The organism is Spirochaetota bacterium (assembly GCA_004297825.1).
Lineage (GTDB): Bacteria > Spirochaetota > UBA4802 > UBA4802 > UBA5368 > FW300-bin19.
Genome location: SCSX01000068.1, coordinates 1 through 17,505, shown reverse-complemented (window position 1 = coordinate 17,505; position 17,505 = coordinate 1). Strand labels below are relative to the sequence as shown.

Sequence of the window (17,505 nt, the reverse complement as noted above, 5' to 3'; positions counted from 1 at the left end):
GAGACGGATATGAATACAATCCCGATATACGCACCGCTGCTGCTGGATAAGAAGGAATACCTGACGTCGGGTCACCGCGCATGCCAGGGCTGTGCCGAGGCCCTTGCTGTCCGCCTGGTCATGAAGGCGCTGGGTCGCGATACGATCGTCGCGATGGCGACCGGGTGCATGGAAATCATTTCATCATCGCTTCCCACAACGGCATGGCAGGTTCCGTGGATCCACGTTGCGTTTGAAAACGCGCCCGCGGTCATCACCGGCTGCGAGTCGGGGATGAAGGCCATGATGAGAAAAAAGAAAATCAGGGAAAAGAAAATAAATTTTGTATCCATGGGAGGCGACGGGGCCACCGCCGATATAGGAATGGGGCAGCTATCCGGGGCCATGGAGCGCGGCCACAACTGCATTTATATATGCTATGACAACGAAGCTTACATGAACACGGGTATCCAGCGTTCAAGCTCGACACCGTACGGAGCCACCACCACCACGACTCCGGCCGGACATGACACAATCGGGCAGATGACGAACAAAAAGAACATGCCCAAAATTGCCGTGGCGCACGAAATCCCCTATGTCGCAACCGCGTGCCCGAGTTATCCCTTCGACCTGATAAGGAAATTAAAGAAGGCATCGGAAATTAACGGGCCGGCATACATACACATCATGTCGGTGTGCCCGACAGGCTGGAGGATCGATCCGGACGAGGCTATTAAATACGGAAGGCTGATCGTTGAGTCCTGCGTGTTCCCCCTCTATGAAGTGGAAAATGGCGAATATTACATCAACTACATTCCGGAAAAAATTCCGGTTAAAGAATACCTGAAGGGACAGGGACGATTCCGCCACCTGAAGGAAAGCGACATCGGCAGGATACAGGAAAGGGTCGACAAGGAATATTCATCGCTGCTAAAAATCGCAAAGACAGGTGATTCGAGTGAATGCAAATAGAGAAATGACAAGGGTTTCGAAGGAGAAAATAAACGAAATCATACACCGCTATGAATTATCCGAAGAGTCGATACTCGCCATACTCCAGGATTTTCAGCGTGAATTTTCATATGTCCCCAGGGAGGGGATGGAGATAGCGAGCAGGGTCCTGTCGGTCCCGGAAAGCAGGATATTCTCCATGAGCACATTTTACCGTTCCCTGTCGCTTGTACCCAGGGGACGCCACACGATAAAGGTGTGCGCCGGTACCGCCTGTCACCTGAAGGGTTCCGGGCAGATACTCGAGGCCCTCGAACGCGAATTTCAGACAACGCGTAATTCCACCACAAAGGATATGCGTTTTACCCTTGAATGCGTCAACTGCCTGGGCGCATGCGCGATGGCGCCGGTGATACAGGTCGATGATGACTATTACGGCCATGTCAGGCCTACCGGCGTTGCGCAGTTGCTTAAAAAATACGAATAGAGACGGCAAGCCATGGACAAAATATCTTCAATTAAATCATACAGGGAAACCATTGATACGATCACGGACTGCGAGCCCCATGTTCTGATATGCGCGGGCACCGGTTGTATAGCCAATGGCGCGAAACTGATCGCCGAAGCGTTTCAGAAATCGTTTGAGGAACATGGACTAAAGGGAGCGGTTACGTTCGGAATAAAAAAAACCGGATGCCATGGGTTTTGCGAGAACGGCCCGCTGGTCGTAATAAAAAAGACCGATGTACTTTACCTCAAAGTCAAACTCAAAGACGTCCCTGAAATAGTCGAAAAAAGCGTTATCGGCGATGAGATCGTACAGAGCCTCACCTACAGGGACATCACCACGGGAGAATTCATTTCGCGCTATAACGAAATACCGTTTTACCGCAACCAGACGCGAATCGCCCTCCGGAATATCGGCTCTATCGATCCAATCTCTTTCGATGATTACATTAAAAAGGGCGGCTATGAAGGCCTCGAGTTGTCCCTGAAAACCGACCCTGATAAGGTAATCGAAACCGTGGATAAATCGGGCCTTCGCGGACGGGGGGGTGCGGGATTTCCCACCGGCAAAAAATGGCGTTCCAGCAAATCCGTCAAGAGCGACAGCTATTACGTAATCTGCAACGGCGACGAGGGAGACCCTGGCGCATTCATGGACAGGTCCATCATGGAGGGGGACCCCTTTTCCGTTATAGAAGGCATGACCATAGGCGCGTACGCGGTCGGGGCGAGAAAAGGCTACATATACGTCCGCGACGAATACCCCCTGGCCGTCGATCATCTGCAAAAAGCAATACTCACCGCAAGGGAGAAAGGCCTTCTCGGGGAAGGCATACTCGGTACGGACTTTACTTTCGATCTTAAAATAAGCCGTGGCGGCGGAGCCTTTGTGTGCGGAGAATCATCGGCGCTCATGCACTCCATCGAAGGCAGGGTCGGAGAGCCGCGCGCGAAATACATACGTTCCGCGGAAAAGGGACTCTATGAAAAACCGACGGTTCTGAACAACGTGGAAACATGGGCCAACGTACCGATAATCATGGTCAAGGGAGCCGACTGGTACGCGTCATGCGGGTCTAAAGGTTCAAAAGGGACCAAGGTTTTCTCGCTCGTGGGAAAGATAAACAATACCGGCCTTGTCGAGGTGCCCATGGGTGTCACCCTTCGCGACCTGGTTGAAAAAATAGGCGGAGGGGTACTCAATGGCAAACCGCTCAAAGCGGTGCAGACGGGGGGGCCGTCGGGCGGATGCATACCCGCTGCACTGATGGACACGCCGATCGATTTTGACAGCCTCTGGGATGTCGGGTCAATGATGGGCTCCGGCGGAATAATAGTAATGGATGAGAACACCTGCATGGTCGACGTGGCAAAATATTTTATTTCGTTTCTCGCGCAGGAGTCATGCGGAAAGTGTCTCCCCTGCCGCGACGGCCTTCCCCTCATGCAGAAAATATTGTCTGATATCACCGAGGGAAAGGGAAAGAATGGCGATATAGAAAAGCTCGAAGAGCTCTGCGAAGTGCTCACCCACACCGCATTGTGCGGCCTTGGAAATTCGGCGCCGTACCCTGTCCGTTCCACAATAAAGTATTTCAGGGATGAGTATGAAGAACATATCCTGAATAAACGCTGCCCCGCCGGAGTGTGCAAGGAACTGATTACCTATCGCATTGACGCGGACGCATGCACCGGATGTATGGTGTGCGCGAAGAAATGTCCCCAGCACTGTATTGCCGGGGAAAAGAAAACGGCCCATTCCATAGACGCGGCCGCATGCATCAAGTGCGGCATGTGCATGGATGCATGTAAATTTAACGCGGTAAAGGTAGCATAGGAGATAACCATGAAGTCCGTTGCCATAACCATAGACGATAAATTGGTCACCTGCCGGCAGGATACTCCAGTACTGTATGCCGCCCTCGACAGCGGGATATCGATCCCCCACCTCTGCAACAACTACGACGTAAAAAGCAGCGGCGGATCGTGCCGCATCTGCATTGTCGAAGCATACCAGGGAGGCAGGATGAAGGTCGTTACGTCCTGCAACTATCCGGCGCGAGACGGTATATCCATAAAGACCGATACCGCACTGATCAGAAAACTCAGGAAGGGCGTGCTGGAAATCATGCTGACAAGGGCGCCGCGGTCTCCGGAAGTCAGGAAACTGGCGGAGGAATACGGAATCGAAACTGAAAGCGGCGGCTCATGCGACAATCCGGAATTTAAGGATACCTGTATAGCTTGCGGTCTCTGTGTTGCAATATGCGACGAAATAGTGGGTGCCTCCGCCATTGCCATGAACCATCGCGGCCAGACGAAGATTCCGGGCACTCCCTTCGATCAGCCCAGCAAAGCCTGCATAGCCTGCGGCGCATGTGCCCTGGGATGTCCGACGAATTCCATTTCCCTTATTGACTCGGGCGACACAAGGGATATCTGGGGCCAAAGCTTTAAGATGAAGCGATGTATAGTATGCAACACACCCTACATTGCCGAAGCTCAGATCGACTGGATCGTTAATAAAACCGGAAAAGACAGATCGTTTTTCGACAGGTGCACTGATCACCGGCAGAAGGGATGATCCCTCACTTCACCTTCACAAACTCCCCGAACATCCATACCTCCGAAACCGGTCCCACGTTCACCAGGTACCAGTAGTTGTTCCACGCGCCCACCTGCGCCTTGTCCCGCGAGCGCGCGATGACTTTTATCTGGACGCCCTTCGGCACGTAATCCAGCGCCTTTGCCCCTATCTCCTCATCCCCGCTTCCGTGAAGCGAGGTCGATCAGGAGCATAAGGAACGCAAATCAGACCTTCCTCATCTCCCACACCGTCCCCTTCGCGTCCGGGCAGTGAATCCGGTGCACCCGCCGGTCCGCGCCGTTCCACGAGGGGAAGCCCAGCGCGACGCGCCAGGTGTAGAGGTCGAGCACGTGCAGAAGCGCGTTGCACACGCCCTCCGGTTTTTTGTACGGGTTTTCGTATTCGAAGCTGTCGCCCAGCGCGTGGCGGCATTCCTCGTGCTGCCCAACCATCGTGATCCGGATTTTCCCGATACGCTTCCAGAGGTCCTGGTAATCGGCATGGTCGCGGATCGCCGAAAAATCGAGGTTGAGATCGATGTTTTGCTGTTCGTTATGCGTCATCGCGAAACCTCCGCCTGTATACGGATTTACCGGCATTATTCCCGCCGCCGCCCGGCGCGCCCTGCAGGCCGGCATGATACCGGGCGGGAACCTATCGGCCCCCGCGCCTGCGCCGCTATGACCGCATTACCGTCTAACGCGCACGTGTGGGCGGTTTCCGGCCCGGGCCGCTGTACGTAAGGAAATTAATGAACCTGTAAGCGGTATTTTTACGGGACTGCCCGGAGTATGGACCCCTGACGGGTCCGTGTCAATAATTTTGAGGCCTGAACGCAAAACGCGCGGGGAGCGGTGAGCCGCAGGTCCCGCGCGTCGCGCGTTTCGGGTGAAGCGTCCGGCGATGGCCGCCGGCCGCGTGCATCTATTTGGAGGCCGTCAGTATCCTGGGCGATTCCTTCATGAGCGCCGCGATGATGATGGTGACCGCCGCCAGGCCCGTGAACAGGAAGAGGGAGCTTATCATCCCCATGCCGTTCATGACCACGATGAAGATGATGCCGGATATCTGTCCCGCGAGGAGCACGATGCCCTGCGACAGGGATTCGGGCGCCGGGTAGCTCACCTCGGCGACGTACTGGAAGCCGATTGGTCCGGCCGTGCCGAGCAGGAACATCCCCACGAGGCCCGCTGCGACGAGCATGAAGACATAGGAGTCCGCGAGCGCCATCCCCGCGAGACCCGGCGTCAGGAGCATGACCCCGAGAAGCAGGAGCGGTTTCCTCTTGCGGAGCTTGTCCGAAATGGGCGGAAATATGATCGCCCCGATTATTCCCGCTATGAGCATGATCCCCATGATCATCCCGCTTTGCTCTATATCGAACCCCTTTATTTCGCTGATCTGGTCGATGCAGGTGGCCACGGCGTTGAATATCCCCAGACCGAAGAAGAACATGAGCATTGCCAGGATCATGTCCCGGTGACGGAATATATGCTTGAGACCGTCCAGGGTGAGCAGGCGCTCTTCCCCGCCCTCGATGCCCGCGTGCGTGGGCGGATACTCGCGGAGAAATACGATGAGGAGGGCGGCGCTCACCGCGGAGACCACGCCCCAGGTCAGGAGCATCCCCTGCAGGTCGTAGGTGCCCCCCGTCTGTGTTATCATGAGCGGCGTCGCGATGTTCACTACGATCATGCCCAGGAACTGGGCGAGGGTCGCGATTCCCACCGCGGTTGCGCGTTCGTTTATGGGAAACCAGTGGACCGCGACCTTGGTGATCGAGTTCAGGATGAAGGGCTGCGCCACGGAAAGGCCGATCTGCGCGACCATGACCATCGCGTAGCTTTCGGCGAAAACGCCCTTCATGAGGCCGAACACGCCCGCGAGGGCCGCGCCGATACCCACGCCGACCCTGATGCCGTATTTGTCCAGAATATACGAAGCGGGTATGCACATCGCCAGGAAGACGAGCATGAATACCATGGAAAGCAGGTCGATCTGCAGCGCGGTGGCGTTATACGCCTCACGTGCCTCGCGCGCTATGGGAGCGAAGGTGAGCCACTGGATCTGCATGACGGCGTTGATAAGCGCGTAGACCGCGAGTATCACCCATCGGTATCCGTAAACCTGGAACTGGCGCTCTTGGGTGGAAGTCATCGTATCTCCTTTTCGACGAAATATGGCGAGGATGGGGCGCGCTTTGACAAGAGTAAGCGCTCACTCGGAGAGTGTATAACGCCCGCGCGAAATTGTCAATATATAAAAAGGCGGGGCCGCCGGGGCCGCTCGGCAAAATATTGAAAAACGCGATTTTTGGGATAAAGTTCGTGTCATGAGGTCCCCATTTTTCCGGGTCCCGGTTCCGCGCGCGAACGAATCCGCCCGGCGACATCAACCGTCACGATTATGAACTATTACGTACTCATACCGTTTAGCGCTTTTTCGGTTAATCTCTTCCTTATTGCGCTCATATTCGCGCGCAGCCGGAAGAGGCCGGAATCCATCGCCTACATGCTTTTCGCGGGGGATATCGCCCTGTGGGAGCTGTCCGAGTTTTTCCTCTGGTCACCGCTCCCCGACGGCGTGATCGACACAATTTTACGGGCGACCGCGCCGCTCTATCTTGCCGTGGGGGTGCTTTTCCTGAATTTCGCGCTGGTATTCGTCGGTCGGAGGCGCAACGCGGCATTTTTCGGTTTCTGCGTCCTGGCGCTTTCGGGAATAGCGCTTTCCGCCTTCACCAATCTTGTCCTTTCCGGGGAGATCCTGCGAACCGGATGGGGAACCACCCCGAAACCGGGCCCCCTCCTGGTTCCGGTCCAGATCGCCGCGATCGTCCTCCCGGCATATTACGGGCTGGCTATCGTCGCCGGGGCATGGCACGCGGAGCGGGTGCTTATCAGGAAAAAGCAACTGGGCATCATCTTCTTCGCGTTTTTCTCCGCCTCCGCGGCAAGCGTCCTCACTAATATGGTACTATCGGCCCTGTGGGGCCCCGACGCCGTTCCCCACCTCGCGTCCTCGCTCCTGGGGTTCGGTTCGCTGTTCATCTTTATCGGGATGGCCAAGTACCGCCTCATGGTGCCGGGGGTCGAGGAGTTTTCCGCGGACATCTTCTCGGGAATCCACGACTGCGTCATGATATTGCGGGGCGACGGCTCCATCGCAGAGATCAACGACGCCGCCATCGCGACGCTGGGTCTCACCCGGGACGGCCTTCCCGTGCTTCATATCAGCGACATCTTTCACGCCGATTATTCCCCGGGCGAGGATTATCGCGACAAGGAGGTGAGGCTCCGGCTCCTCGAAGAGGAGCAGATATTCCTGCTCTCCCAGTCCTCCATCCGCCGCGGCGACCCGCGATCGCCCAAGCTCATCATTATGAAAGACATCACCGGGGTGAAACGCGCCGGCGATCAGCTCGCCATGCTCGAGGAGCGCTTTTCAAAGGCATTCCATTCGAGCCCCGTGGCGATGTGCATCAACTCGCTCGTGGACGGGCGCTACGTGGACGTCAACGCGATCATCGTGCGCGACGCGGGGTACTCCCGCGAGGAGTTCCTTGCGAATACGATATTCAGCCTGAATATATTCGCCTCGAAGGCGGAGTTTGACCGATACATGGAGTTCCTGACCCGGGACGGGCGCCTGCGCAATTTCGAGTGCCTCGTCCGGATCAGGACCGGGGAGATTATCACCGCGCTCTTTTTCTCGGAGCGCATCGTGATCGGCGGCGAGAAGATGGTCATCTCCTCGGTGCTGAATATCACCGAAAAGAAGAAGATGGAAGCCGAGCTCCTCAAGATGTCCCGGATCGAATCCCTGGGGACCTTTGCCGGGGGGATCGCGCACGATTTCAACAACCTGCTCACCGCGATCATGGGCAACATCACCCTGGCGAGGCTCGCCGCGGGCCCGGAGGGGGAGGCGGACGCGCTCCTGGGGGACGCCGAAAAGGCGTCGCTGCGCGCGAAGGACCTGACCCAGCAGCTCCTCACCTTCTCGAAAGGAGGCGCACCCCTCAAGAAGACCATGTCCGTGGTTGAGCTGCTCCGCGACTCGTCGGAGTTCGCGCTCTCGGGCTCGCGCTCGAAGTGCCGGATCTCGATCGAGGGCGAGCTCGCCAACGCGGACATCGACGGGGGACAGATAAGCCAGGTGATCCACAACCTTGTCCTGAACGCGAGCCAGGCGATGCCGGAGGGCGGGATCATAGGAATCGATGCCGGGAACTTCAGGCTCGAGGGCGCGAAGGCAGTCCCCCTTCCCGACGGGGACTACCTTAAAATTTCCGTGGTCGATCGCGGCCACGGGATACCCGCCGACATTATCGGGAAGATATTCGATCCCTTTTTCACCACGAAGCACTCGGGGAACGGCCTGGGGCTCGCGGTGAGCTGGTCCATCGTGAAGCGTCACGGAGGCCACATCACCGTCGAGTCCGGCGAGGGGCGCGGCGCGCGGTTCGACGTCTACCTTCCCGCGTCCGGGAGCGCGGCGAGCGAGCCCGAGGAAGACCGCGTATCGGCGCCTGCACTGCACAGGAAGGTCCTCGTCATGGACGACGAACCCATGGTGCTGGACGTCGCGGCGCGCATGCTCAGGCGCATGAACTACACCGTGGAAACGGCCGTGGACGGCGATACCGCGATCGCCCGGTACCGCGCCGCGCGCGGGGAGGGCGCGCCCTTCGATTGCGTCATCATGGACCTGACCATACCGGGCGGGATGGGGGGGAGCGAGGCCGTCAGGGAGCTCCGGAAGATCGACCCGGGGATCGTCGCCGTGGTATCGAGCGGCTATTCGAAGGACCCGGTGATCGCGCGCTACAGGGAACACGGTTTCGCGGGCGTGCTCGAGAAGCCCTACCGCATGGAGATGCTGCGCGATGTGGTCGAGCGCGTATGCCGCGGCGCGGGGGAAGGCGCGGCCGTATGACGTGTGCCGCTTAACGGATCTCGCGCTCGTGGATGAAAAAGCGCCGCGGGCTCAGGTACACCGGGAGCGCGTTCCTCGCGATGATTCCCGTCACCGCGGCGGCGCGGCGTACGTGATGGCGTATCGGATCCTCGCCGAGCGCGCTGCGAACCAGCTCTATCGTGTGGAATATTTTCTTTCCATACGGCTTCATGAGGCGCGCGATATTCATCGTAAGCAGGCAGCCCGTGCAATACAGGGCGATATCGGACCCCGGGGCCTTGTCGAGGGCGCGTAACTGGCGAAGGCTCTGTTTCAGCATGTCCGCGCCGCTGAAGCGCGTCGCCCCGGCCGCCATCCCGCAGCAGAGGCCGTCGGCGCCGTGCAGCGGGGTTTCGCGCACCGTGAGCCCCAGCCTCGCGAGCAGGGCGCGCTGACGCTCCATGAAATCCCCGCCGATAACCCGCGCGTGGCACGAGTCGTGCACGACGACGCTCCCCGAAAGCTTTTTCTTAAGCGTGAACTCCCCGCGGTCGAGCGCGCGCGTGAAGTAGTCGACGAAGTGCGTTGTGCGAAATCCGAACTTCGCGCCAAAATGTCCCGGGAGCACGTTCGTAAACATGTTCCAGCACGCGGGGCAAAGGAACACCATCTCCTTTAATTTACTGCTCTTGTAAAACGCCGTGAGCCTGCCGGCGATCGTCTGCGCGGGGCCAAAGAGCCCCATGCGGAAATACATCTCGCCGCAGCACTGGTCCCATCCTCCCCACACCGGGAGCCTGTCGAACAGCGCGCCGGTCGCGAGCCCCGGCATGGTCAGGAGGTTGCAGCCGGGATAGAGCACGGTATCGGCGGGCGGTTCGGGCGATGCCCAGGATTCGTGGAGCGCGCGCTCCTGCGCGGTGTAGCGCACGTCCCGCCTGAAGTTCGGGCGCAGTGTGGGCATCATGCTCTTCGCGCGGACCGGGAGTCCCTGTTTCTCATAACGCGCGTTCCACCGGCTTATGATCCGCTCGTACGGATGCGCGTCGTGCGGGCAGAAGGCGTTGCAGGCGTAACAGCTCACGCAGCGCTCGTGCGCGGCCGAGTGCTCCCCCGCGTTCAGGGCGCGCATCGCCGCCACCGCCTCGTCGCGCGGAAGCGACAGGTAGCGGCACCGCACCAGGCACTCGCCGCATTCCCTGCAGCGCGCGGTGTATTCTTTCAGGCGTGTATCGAGTGCGGTCATGGTTATCGGTCCCCCGCGGTATTGTGACGTGGTGATGGTTAAGCGTAGCACCACGATCGGGGGTTGTCTACAGCAAAATCCAGCTTTGCCTGAAGAGAGCAAATCCCCTCTGCCTTCGGCATCTCCCCTTTAAGTAAAGGGGAGACATTAGGAGATGCTTATTTAGGTAGGGGCGATCATTATCACCTGGACTTATTGAATCAAAAGGCTTTGCTTTTGGGGAGCCCCGAATGAACGCTAATGAACGCGAAAAAGATATTCGTGTCTATTACTTCTCGGTCGTCGGGAGATTTGTGCCCGGAGAAAAACTGCTTGAATTCATAATTATTTTCATGTAGAAAGACGGCAGGGTATTCATCGCGTTTCATTCTTGCTTGAAACGATTCGGTGAGCCGGGGGAATAGTTTCATGGAAAACAGGATCGCCCAAACACTAGCGCGCCACAGGCACCTTCTTGAAAAGTATCATGTCAGGAAGATTGGGCTGTTTGGTTCATATGCACGTGGAGACGAGAGCGAGGGAAGCGACATCGATCTCCTGGTTGAATTCGACGAAGGCGCTTTCGGCGCGAACTACGCGGGGTATTTTGACGCGATGAGCTCTCTTTCCGAGCAACTGGAGAGTATTCTTGGCGCAAAAATCGATCTGGTCACACAGGACATGCTGAGTCCGCACATCGCACCGGAGATCCTTGGCGAGGTACGGTTTATTGAAGGGGTATAAAACTTTTTTGCTGCACATTCTTGAAGAGTCCGAATACCTCATTAAGCATTCTTCCGGTATCGAGTATACTCAATTCATAGATGACGACACCCTGCGCCGCAGCTTTGCGAGGAGCCATGGGGTCATCGGCGAGGCAGTTAAAAATCTGCCGGATGAATTGAAAGAGATGCATCCCGCTATACAATGAAAACGCATTGCCGGTCTGCGCGATGTGATCATTCACCACTATTTCGGCGTTAATTACAAGATGATATGGGACGTTGTTAAAAATAAGGTGCCCGAACTTAAAAAAGAGATCGTGGATATTCTTGGCGATCTCCCCAACGTCTGACATGCCGTTTCAGTAAACCCGGTCATGAGTGCCATACATCCCACGCTAAACCTGCAAATCTCCTGTCAGTACTAATGAACGCGAATTGGACTAATGAATAACAAGCTTTGCTTTTCAGGAAACCGCGAATGAACGCTAATGAACGCGAATTTTAAAAAGATATTCGCGTCTATTGGTCTTTATTCGCGTGCATTCGCGGTTAAACTTCCGTTGTTCAGTAACGGAAAAAGGTATTTTCGCAGTGTGGAGCGGGCTTTTTTGTAAAAATTTATCAGCCTCCGGAGAAAAAGTTTAATCGGTTTTAACTGGAGAAAGACTGGAGAAAGGGTCCTCAGGGGGTTGGCATGAAAATTGCTAAGGGTGCAGGGCCCGCGGGTCCCGTACCTGGGGTGCCCCTGAGCAGGGGATGCTTTCACGAGGGAGAAAGGCCTGCGTGGCCTCTCTCCCTCGTGGCTCCCACTCTCCCCGCTCTTCAAGCGCCAGAGTGGCTGACGCCCGAACTCGGCTCGCCGGCTATGCCGGACTCGCCTCAAACAAGCGGGCTGAAGTGGTTTGCCGCTGGCGCGGCGATTTAGGTCTTAGTTCCTGTTTCGGATGCCCCGAGTACTGCTTTCAGGGGCTCTTCCACGCTTCCGGGGACGTGTTGCACACAAGGCTTTGCTTTTAGGGAACCGGGAAGGAACGCTGATGAATGTGAATATTGAGAACCGCGAATGGATGCGAATTGTGGAAAAAGAAGATTACTTGTGAGCAGCGCGACCTTCCAAACGTCGCCCCCTGAGCCCGTCGAAGGGCGGCTGGACAGAAACAAGAACGAGTCGGGATGGCTCTGGATGATACTACTCAAAAGTAATGGGATTGAAATCGGCGGCAGGGGTAAAAGCGGTTGACTTTGGTATTGTTGTATTACAAGGTGAGTGCACAGAGAGACCCTGCTTCGCTTCCCGCTTCCCGGGGCCTGCCATCCAGCTTTCAAAGAATTCCCGGAAAAGATGAACCAGGCCGCGGTCATGATGAAGTGATATGAAGATGGTGGCGCTTTGGAAGATTTAGGGAAGGCTCGCGTGCTGAAGGAACTATGATGGTATATGCGCAATGTGGCGTATAAACCGTGTTAGTGAGGTATTAGGCGCATGGTTGCGGGTAAGAGGAGTTATAAGAAATGACGCACCCAACTTTACGGAAAAAACCGCGCATCCGTGCGCGGTAAAAGATAGAATAAAACAATTTCAAAATATGAGCCATTTAGAAAACATAAAATCCTATATTTTTATTGATGAAACAAAATTCAATACATTAAATAATGATATTGATAATTCATTATACTATTTTGGTATCATTGTTCCCAAAGAAATTATTACAAAGATTGAAACAGATTTTTTAAATTTAATTAATCATTCACATAAGGGTTTTCATGCAAAAGATGAATATAAAGAGAAGAATGTAAACTCGGATTTAATGAAAGCTATGACTGACCTTATTATCAATAACAAACTAATATGTTTAGCTTTCAAGTATGATAAAGATTTTTTATATGAAAAAACAAAAATTCTTAAAAGATTAAATTTTGAAGTAAATAGATTAAATAACCATGAATTTCAAGCATTATTTTGGTTTATTCAAGTAGTCGAATTTTATTTCAATACAAAACTAATCGAAAAGATTAATTTTCCATTATTAGCATTTTTTGATAGAGGTGTCTATGGTATAAATGAGATTGAAGGTAAACAGTTAGATTCAAAATATATAGAGCAAATGCTTTTTGTTAAAAGAAATAAAATCAAACTTCTTTCTTTGCCTGATCATTTTGGTTACATTTTCAGAAAATGTCGGTCTAAAAATAGAAATGATTTAAATACAAAACTTAATAATTCTATTTATGTGCAAGAATTAATTAGAATTACCAACAATTATCTTTTTTATTATCTTGATTTTGATGAATATTTAAAAGGGAAGTATAATTTTTGAACTTATATGAAATACACAAAAGAAAAAATATCACATTTCCGAATTCAAATTATGAATGGTATATTAAAAAGAATGCCTAATGGATTTTATAATGAAATTGAAAATCAAAAAATATTATTAAATACTTATATTATTGAAGAATGTAATAATTCCCGTGATATTTTTCTAACAAAAACATCAAATGATTTAAAGAAAGCCGGATTAGCCGGTCTCCTTTATTTTCATAAAGGTGGCATGGCTACTATGATTGAAAATGTATTTGGAAAGGAATATGCCTATCCATGGGAATTATCGAATACTCCATGTAATTGTTGGCAAGGCGAATCAGGAATATTTAATGCACGACTTTCAATTAAATGGTTTTTTCAAAAATATCTCGATGAAGATATCGAAAAAGTCTATTCAACAACATTTACTGATTTTAATAAAATCGGTCTGGGCGGTATGATACAAACCGTTTATAGAAATAGTGTTTATGATGCATTTATGGATACATTCCCTGAACAATTACAACCCTGGAAGTTTAAACGACATCCTAAAGACTTCTGGAAAACATCAGAAGGTAAAAGTGTAGCCTATAAAGGTTTAATTAATTTACTAGAAATAAAATTTGGTAAATTTGATAATTTGGAATCTATACTGGATAAAATAGTTACATTAAGCGAAAAAGATTTTAAAGAAAACGATCTTTACAAAGTGTTAAAATACTATGGTCAATCACATCATAATTTTATTAAGACTATTACCAAGTTAAATATTAAAGATTATGAATGGGACAAATCATCTCAAGGCACATGGGAAAATTCATTTCTCAATTGTATACTTGTTTTGAAAGACTTTATCGATGCTCATAATCTAAATTCTGATGAAATATTGCTTCAATTATCAAAAAATGATTTTCCTAAACATCTTAAAAATATGATTAATATTCAATTTGATGGCTCACCATCCAAAGCCATTATGGCTCTTTATCCTATGAGGTTTGAAGAGTGGCAATTTGGTAAAGTACAGCAAAATTATTGGAAATCTCCTGAAGGAAAAAGGAAAGCTATCGAATTAACTCGTGATTTGATTCAAAATAAATTAAATTACTGGTCTTTTGAAGAAATTAAAAATGTTAGCACACTTGATTTTTACAAAAACGGGTTAAGCAGCATTATTACAAAGGTATATCAAGGCAAACTTAATGATGCAATAATGGCAGCTTATCCGGGTACTTTTACTAAAACTGATTTTGACAAAAAGGGTAAAGAGGAATTCAAATTTATCAATTTTATTATCAATCTCTTTCCTAATTATAAATATGAGATTAGGAAAAGATACCCATGGTTAAGAAAATCGAATAATTATATGTTAGAACTTGATCTATTTTTTCCAGATTTATATTTGGCATTTGAATATCAGGGAATGCAACATTATATTGATAAATCCGAGCAATTTGGAAGATCGTATGATTATAAAACAACTCGTGAAAATGATAAACTTAAGAGAGAGTTATGTGTCAAACATGGTGTAACATTAATTGAAATTCCTTATGGATTTAAACTTACAATTATCAAAATAAAAGAGATGCTAACAAATAATAATAGAATTGATTTATTGGAATTAATTGTATATTAGCAGGCTCATACATCCGTGTATTCGCCTGACTTATTGTAACATTGGGTGCGCCACTTCTTATAACTAAGCTTACCCGCTTCGTCGCTGCGCTCCTTGGCCTTCGGCACATTGCGCCAAACGGCCGGCGCAACGTCGGGTAAGCTTTGACGTTAGACGCCATTTTTTTGCTTTTTTTTAATATTTAATGCAATATTTTTTATTATTATTTGTCATAAAATATAGTAACTTTTTAAGGAGGTATTTATGACAAATTCTGAAAAATATCAAGAAGGATGGGAGAAAATTTATTCAGTTCAAAATAATCCTTTTGATATTGAGGAACCACTTGAATGGGTAGTTGAGTTAGAAAATTCTGGAAAAATTAAAGGAACTGTTTTTGATGTTGGGTGTGGTGCAGGTCACAATTCTATTTTTCTTGCAAAAAAAGGATATAAAGTATTTGGTACTGATCTTATTTTAAAAGGAGCAATTGAGCGTGCAATAAAAAAAGCACAATTAAACCAGGCTAATGCAACTTTTTTTTCAGGTAATATTTGTGAATTGAAAGGATATGATAATACATTTGATACAATAATTGACATTGGCTGTTTTCATTCACTTGACAAAGAAGATTATCATTTATATGCAGATGCTTTATTTAGATCATGCAAACAGTATGCAACTATTTTTATGCGTGCTTTTTCTGATAAAAACCTTGAAAAATCATCAGAGTATGCTGGTCCTGTAGTAAGTGGAAAAGATATAAATGAAACTTTTTCTAATAACTGGTCTATTAAGAATTTAATTCATAAAGAAATAGAAATAAAATTGTCTGATACTGAAAAACCAAAATTATACGTTTGGTTTGCTGAAATTGAAGTAATAAAATAAAAAAACGGCGTCTAACACAGCCCGTAGCCGGTTCTGGCGGAGTACCGCCTTCACCCAAATTGCTCGGGAGTACCCTCGCAACTTCGGCTACGGGCGAGACGTTATATGCCATCCCGCGATAACTTTTATGGCGCCGCCGTCCGTGGCGGCGAAAGGAGCCATAATGGATTATAATATTGATGTATTTAAAAGTCAATTTCCCATTGTTAAGACATATGCTTACCATTATTATATTTATAAAGAACTCATAAGCAATTATAAAGAACTTAATATATCATCTGAATTCTGGACATTGACGATAGATTCTCATTTGTTGCAAGCTGTAATAATGTGGTGCATGGTTTTTGGCTCGGATGGTTGCAATGCTACTCATTGGAAAAATATCAATAAAATCGATCAATGTTTAATGATTAAGGATTTTAGAAAAGGTCTTCTCGAAAAGTTAAGCATAACATTCAATGAATGGAAAAAATATTGGGACGAAATACTCTATTTTAGGAATAATTATGCTGCCCATAGAGAATTAGGTTTCAATAAACCGGTTCCGTTTTTTGATAACACAATAAAAACAGCATTTTTTTATGATGAGTGGATAAGAAAAATTATTTCGCCGGATGTCTTTGAAGAACCACCTCTAATTGAATCCACTACAGCATTTTTAAAACATATAAGTAATTTTACTAAAGAGTTATTATTTATTACTAATAACCATGAAAAGCTTAATCTGTAGATGCCTTCGCCATCCGTGGCTGCGGCAACTCATTCTCTCAATCGCGGCACGGCATATAACAGCAAACAGGCGCGGCGCTCCCTATCGGTCGCTTGGGCTTCGCCACATTTCACCTTCGCTATCGCTACGGTGAAACGTCGCCTGTCTGCGAAACGTTGTGCGAAAGAAAGAACACCTGAATTTTATGTGATCAATACAGATGAAAGCAAAACATGACATACCAAAGTTACTTCGATGGAACAATGATCTATATGATTTATCTATAGATTTAATAAATAGTTCATTCAAAATACTTCAAAATGATCATTTTGGTTTCATGAGTATTTTTTTCCTTGAAAAGCAAATAGAGCATAATCGGTCAATGGTAATATTGATAAATAATAATCAACACTGGGATTCAACATTAATTGCACGCAGCATGATAGAGGGATATTCGCAATTAATTTGGGCATCAAAAGAAAAATCAGAAAGAGGGTATAAATGGAGAGCTTATTCCTGGATAACTGATTGGAGAAAAATTAAAAATCAAATTTTATCCGGTGATGTCGTTGAACAAAAGCAATTAACTATATTAAATCAATCATTATCCGATATCTATCAATTATTTTTAATAAAGAAGAAACAATATATTGAATTAAAAAATGGACTTACCCATATTACTGATCCCTTTTTTAAAAACTGGTTTGGAGATAAATATAGTATTAGTGATATAATCAAAGAAGATAATAATGATGTTTTTTTGAAATTATATGGACCTTTTTCTGCATGGCATCATTGGTGTCCTGGTGGAATTGGCGAAGCAATAAGTAATACTGATAATATATTACAATTCAAGAATGCATCACCTGAAAATGCTGCTGCATCTCTAGCAATTGGTTTTAAATGTTTGGTCGAGACACTTGAAATAGTTGACGAACACTTTAATTTATTCAAAAGCGATATTATTAATGAATTTATAAATAATTATATTAAAGATTTGGGGCTTCAGACTATCGTGTGGAAGCCGGAAGCAGGTCTAATCCGCCTAAATGAAACAGAATTGCGGTTTTAAATCTATTTCTATTGCGGAAACCACAGGCTTTACTTTTAATTTT

Annotated in this window: 14 protein-coding genes and 1 pseudogene; 12 read left to right on the top strand and 3 right to left on the bottom strand. The window is 49.1% G+C overall.

Going from position 1 to position 17,505, the window contains the following annotated elements; translation table 11 throughout:
* Positions 1-9 precede the first annotated feature (9 nt).
* From EPN93_13965 to EPN93_13950, 4 genes are read left to right on the top strand one after another with little or no spacing between them, the layout of a single operon-like run.
* Positions 10-951 (top strand): pyruvate synthase subunit beta, encoded by a 942-nt coding sequence (locus EPN93_13965; GenBank protein ID TAL33139.1) that lies wholly within the window; start codon positions 10-12, stop codon positions 949-951.
* 4 nt (positions 952-955) lie between these two features.
* Positions 956-1,417, top strand: a complete 462-nt coding sequence (locus EPN93_13960; protein ID TAL33138.1) for an NAD(P)H-dependent oxidoreductase subunit E — start codon at positions 956-958, stop codon at positions 1,415-1,417.
* A 12-nt stretch (positions 1,418-1,429) separates the two neighbouring features.
* Positions 1,430-3,274, top strand: coding sequence for an NADH-quinone oxidoreductase subunit NuoF (locus EPN93_13955; GenBank protein ID TAL33137.1), 1,845 nt, complete (start codon positions 1,430-1,432; stop codon positions 3,272-3,274).
* A 9-nt stretch (positions 3,275-3,283) separates the two neighbouring features.
* The gene (locus EPN93_13950; protein ID TAL33136.1) at positions 3,284-4,021 is read left to right on the top strand and encodes a (2Fe-2S)-binding protein; all 738 of its coding nucleotides are present in this window, start codon (positions 3,284-3,286) and stop codon (positions 4,019-4,021) included.
* A gap of 227 nt (positions 4,022-4,248) precedes the next feature.
* Here EPN93_13950 and EPN93_13945 read toward each other — a convergent pair whose 3' ends face one another.
* Together EPN93_13945 and EPN93_13940 are read right to left on the bottom strand one after the other, a co-directional pair.
* Positions 4,249-4,587 (bottom strand): hypothetical protein, encoded by a 339-nt coding sequence (locus EPN93_13945; protein ID TAL33135.1) that lies wholly within the window; start codon positions 4,585-4,587, stop codon positions 4,249-4,251.
* A gap of 361 nt (positions 4,588-4,948) precedes the next feature.
* On the bottom strand, positions 4,949-6,181 hold the full coding sequence (locus tag EPN93_13940; GenBank protein ID TAL33134.1) for an MFS transporter: 1,233 nt from the start codon (positions 6,179-6,181) through the stop codon (positions 4,949-4,951).
* A 249-nt stretch (positions 6,182-6,430) separates the two neighbouring features.
* Between EPN93_13940 and EPN93_13935 the strand changes: the two genes are divergently transcribed.
* Positions 6,431-8,962: a response regulator gene (locus EPN93_13935; GenBank protein TAL33133.1), complete on the top strand. Its 2,532-nt coding sequence runs from the start codon at positions 6,431-6,433 to the stop codon at positions 8,960-8,962.
* A 10-nt stretch (positions 8,963-8,972) separates the two neighbouring features.
* Here the strand turns inward: EPN93_13935 and EPN93_13930 are convergent, their stop codons facing one another.
* A complete protein-coding gene (locus EPN93_13930) occupies positions 8,973-10,169 on the bottom strand; it encodes a (Fe-S)-binding protein (protein ID TAL33132.1) in 1,197 nt (398 codons plus the stop codon).
* A gap of 408 nt (positions 10,170-10,577) precedes the next feature.
* Between EPN93_13930 and EPN93_13925 the strand changes: the two genes are divergently transcribed.
* The 7 genes and pseudogenes from EPN93_13925 to EPN93_13895 all read left to right on the top strand — a co-directional run bounded on the left by EPN93_13925 (position 10,578) and on the right by EPN93_13895 (position 17,462).
* A complete protein-coding gene (locus EPN93_13925; GenBank protein TAL33131.1) occupies positions 10,578-10,892 on the top strand; it encodes a nucleotidyltransferase in 315 nt (104 codons plus the stop codon).
* Positions 10,861-11,223 (top strand): annotated as a pseudogene (locus tag EPN93_13920) (DUF86 domain-containing protein). The gene EPN93_13925 and the pseudogene EPN93_13920 overlap by 32 nt, the downstream one beginning before the upstream one ends.
* 1,095 nt (positions 11,224-12,318) lie before the next feature.
* Positions 12,319-13,191 (top strand): hypothetical protein, encoded by an 873-nt coding sequence (locus EPN93_13915; GenBank protein TAL33130.1) that lies wholly within the window; start codon positions 12,319-12,321, stop codon positions 13,189-13,191.
* A gap of 51 nt (positions 13,192-13,242) precedes the next feature.
* The gene (locus tag EPN93_13910; GenBank protein ID TAL33129.1) at positions 13,243-14,811 is read left to right on the top strand and encodes a hypothetical protein; all 1,569 of its coding nucleotides are present in this window, start codon (positions 13,243-13,245) and stop codon (positions 14,809-14,811) included.
* Positions 14,812-15,054: 243 nt separating this feature from the next.
* Entirely contained in the window at positions 15,055-15,681 is a 627-nt protein-coding gene (locus EPN93_13905; GenBank protein TAL33128.1) for a class I SAM-dependent methyltransferase, read from the top strand.
* A 163-nt stretch (positions 15,682-15,844) separates the two neighbouring features.
* Positions 15,845-16,411: a hypothetical protein gene (locus tag EPN93_13900; GenBank protein ID TAL33127.1), complete on the top strand. Its 567-nt coding sequence runs from the start codon at positions 15,845-15,847 to the stop codon at positions 16,409-16,411.
* A 199-nt stretch (positions 16,412-16,610) separates the two neighbouring features.
* Positions 16,611-17,462: a hypothetical protein gene (locus EPN93_13895; GenBank protein TAL33126.1), complete on the top strand. Its 852-nt coding sequence runs from the start codon at positions 16,611-16,613 to the stop codon at positions 17,460-17,462.
* The last annotated feature ends 43 nt before the right edge of the window (positions 17,463-17,505 follow it).

What these genes read in the sequence shown, in the direction of transcription:
- EPN93_13965 (TAL33139.1), top strand. Translation starts at nt 10, where the DNA reads ATGAATACAATCCCGATATACGCACCGCTGCTGCTGGATAAGAAGGAA.
- EPN93_13960 (TAL33138.1), top strand. Translation starts at nt 956, where the DNA reads ATGACAAGGGTTTCGAAGGAGAAAATAAACGAAATCATACACCGCTAT.
- EPN93_13955 (TAL33137.1), top strand. Translation starts at nt 1,430, where the DNA reads ATGGACAAAATATCTTCAATTAAATCATACAGGGAAACCATTGATACG.
- EPN93_13950 (TAL33136.1), top strand. Translation starts at nt 3,284, where the DNA reads ATGAAGTCCGTTGCCATAACCATAGACGATAAATTGGTCACCTGCCGG.
- EPN93_13945 (TAL33135.1), bottom strand. Translation starts at nt 4,587, where the DNA reads ATGACGCATAACGAACAGCAAAACATCGATCTCAACCTCGATTTTTCG.
- EPN93_13940 (TAL33134.1), bottom strand. Translation starts at nt 6,181, where the DNA reads ATGACTTCCACCCAAGAGCGCCAGTTCCAGGTTTACGGATACCGATGG.
- EPN93_13935 (TAL33133.1), top strand. Translation starts at nt 6,431, where the DNA reads ATGAACTATTACGTACTCATACCGTTTAGCGCTTTTTCGGTTAATCTC.
- EPN93_13930 (TAL33132.1), bottom strand. Translation starts at nt 10,169, where the DNA reads ATGACCGCACTCGATACACGCCTGAAAGAATACACCGCGCGCTGCAGG.
- EPN93_13925 (TAL33131.1), top strand. Translation starts at nt 10,578, where the DNA reads ATGGAAAACAGGATCGCCCAAACACTAGCGCGCCACAGGCACCTTCTT.
- EPN93_13915 (TAL33130.1), top strand. Translation starts at nt 12,319, where the DNA reads ATGTGGCGTATAAACCGTGTTAGTGAGGTATTAGGCGCATGGTTGCGG.
- EPN93_13910 (TAL33129.1), top strand. Translation starts at nt 13,243, where the DNA reads ATGAATGGTATATTAAAAAGAATGCCTAATGGATTTTATAATGAAATT.
- EPN93_13905 (TAL33128.1), top strand. Translation starts at nt 15,055, where the DNA reads ATGACAAATTCTGAAAAATATCAAGAAGGATGGGAGAAAATTTATTCA.
- EPN93_13900 (TAL33127.1), top strand. Translation starts at nt 15,845, where the DNA reads ATGGATTATAATATTGATGTATTTAAAAGTCAATTTCCCATTGTTAAG.
- EPN93_13895 (TAL33126.1), top strand. Translation starts at nt 16,611, where the DNA reads ATGAAAGCAAAACATGACATACCAAAGTTACTTCGATGGAACAATGAT.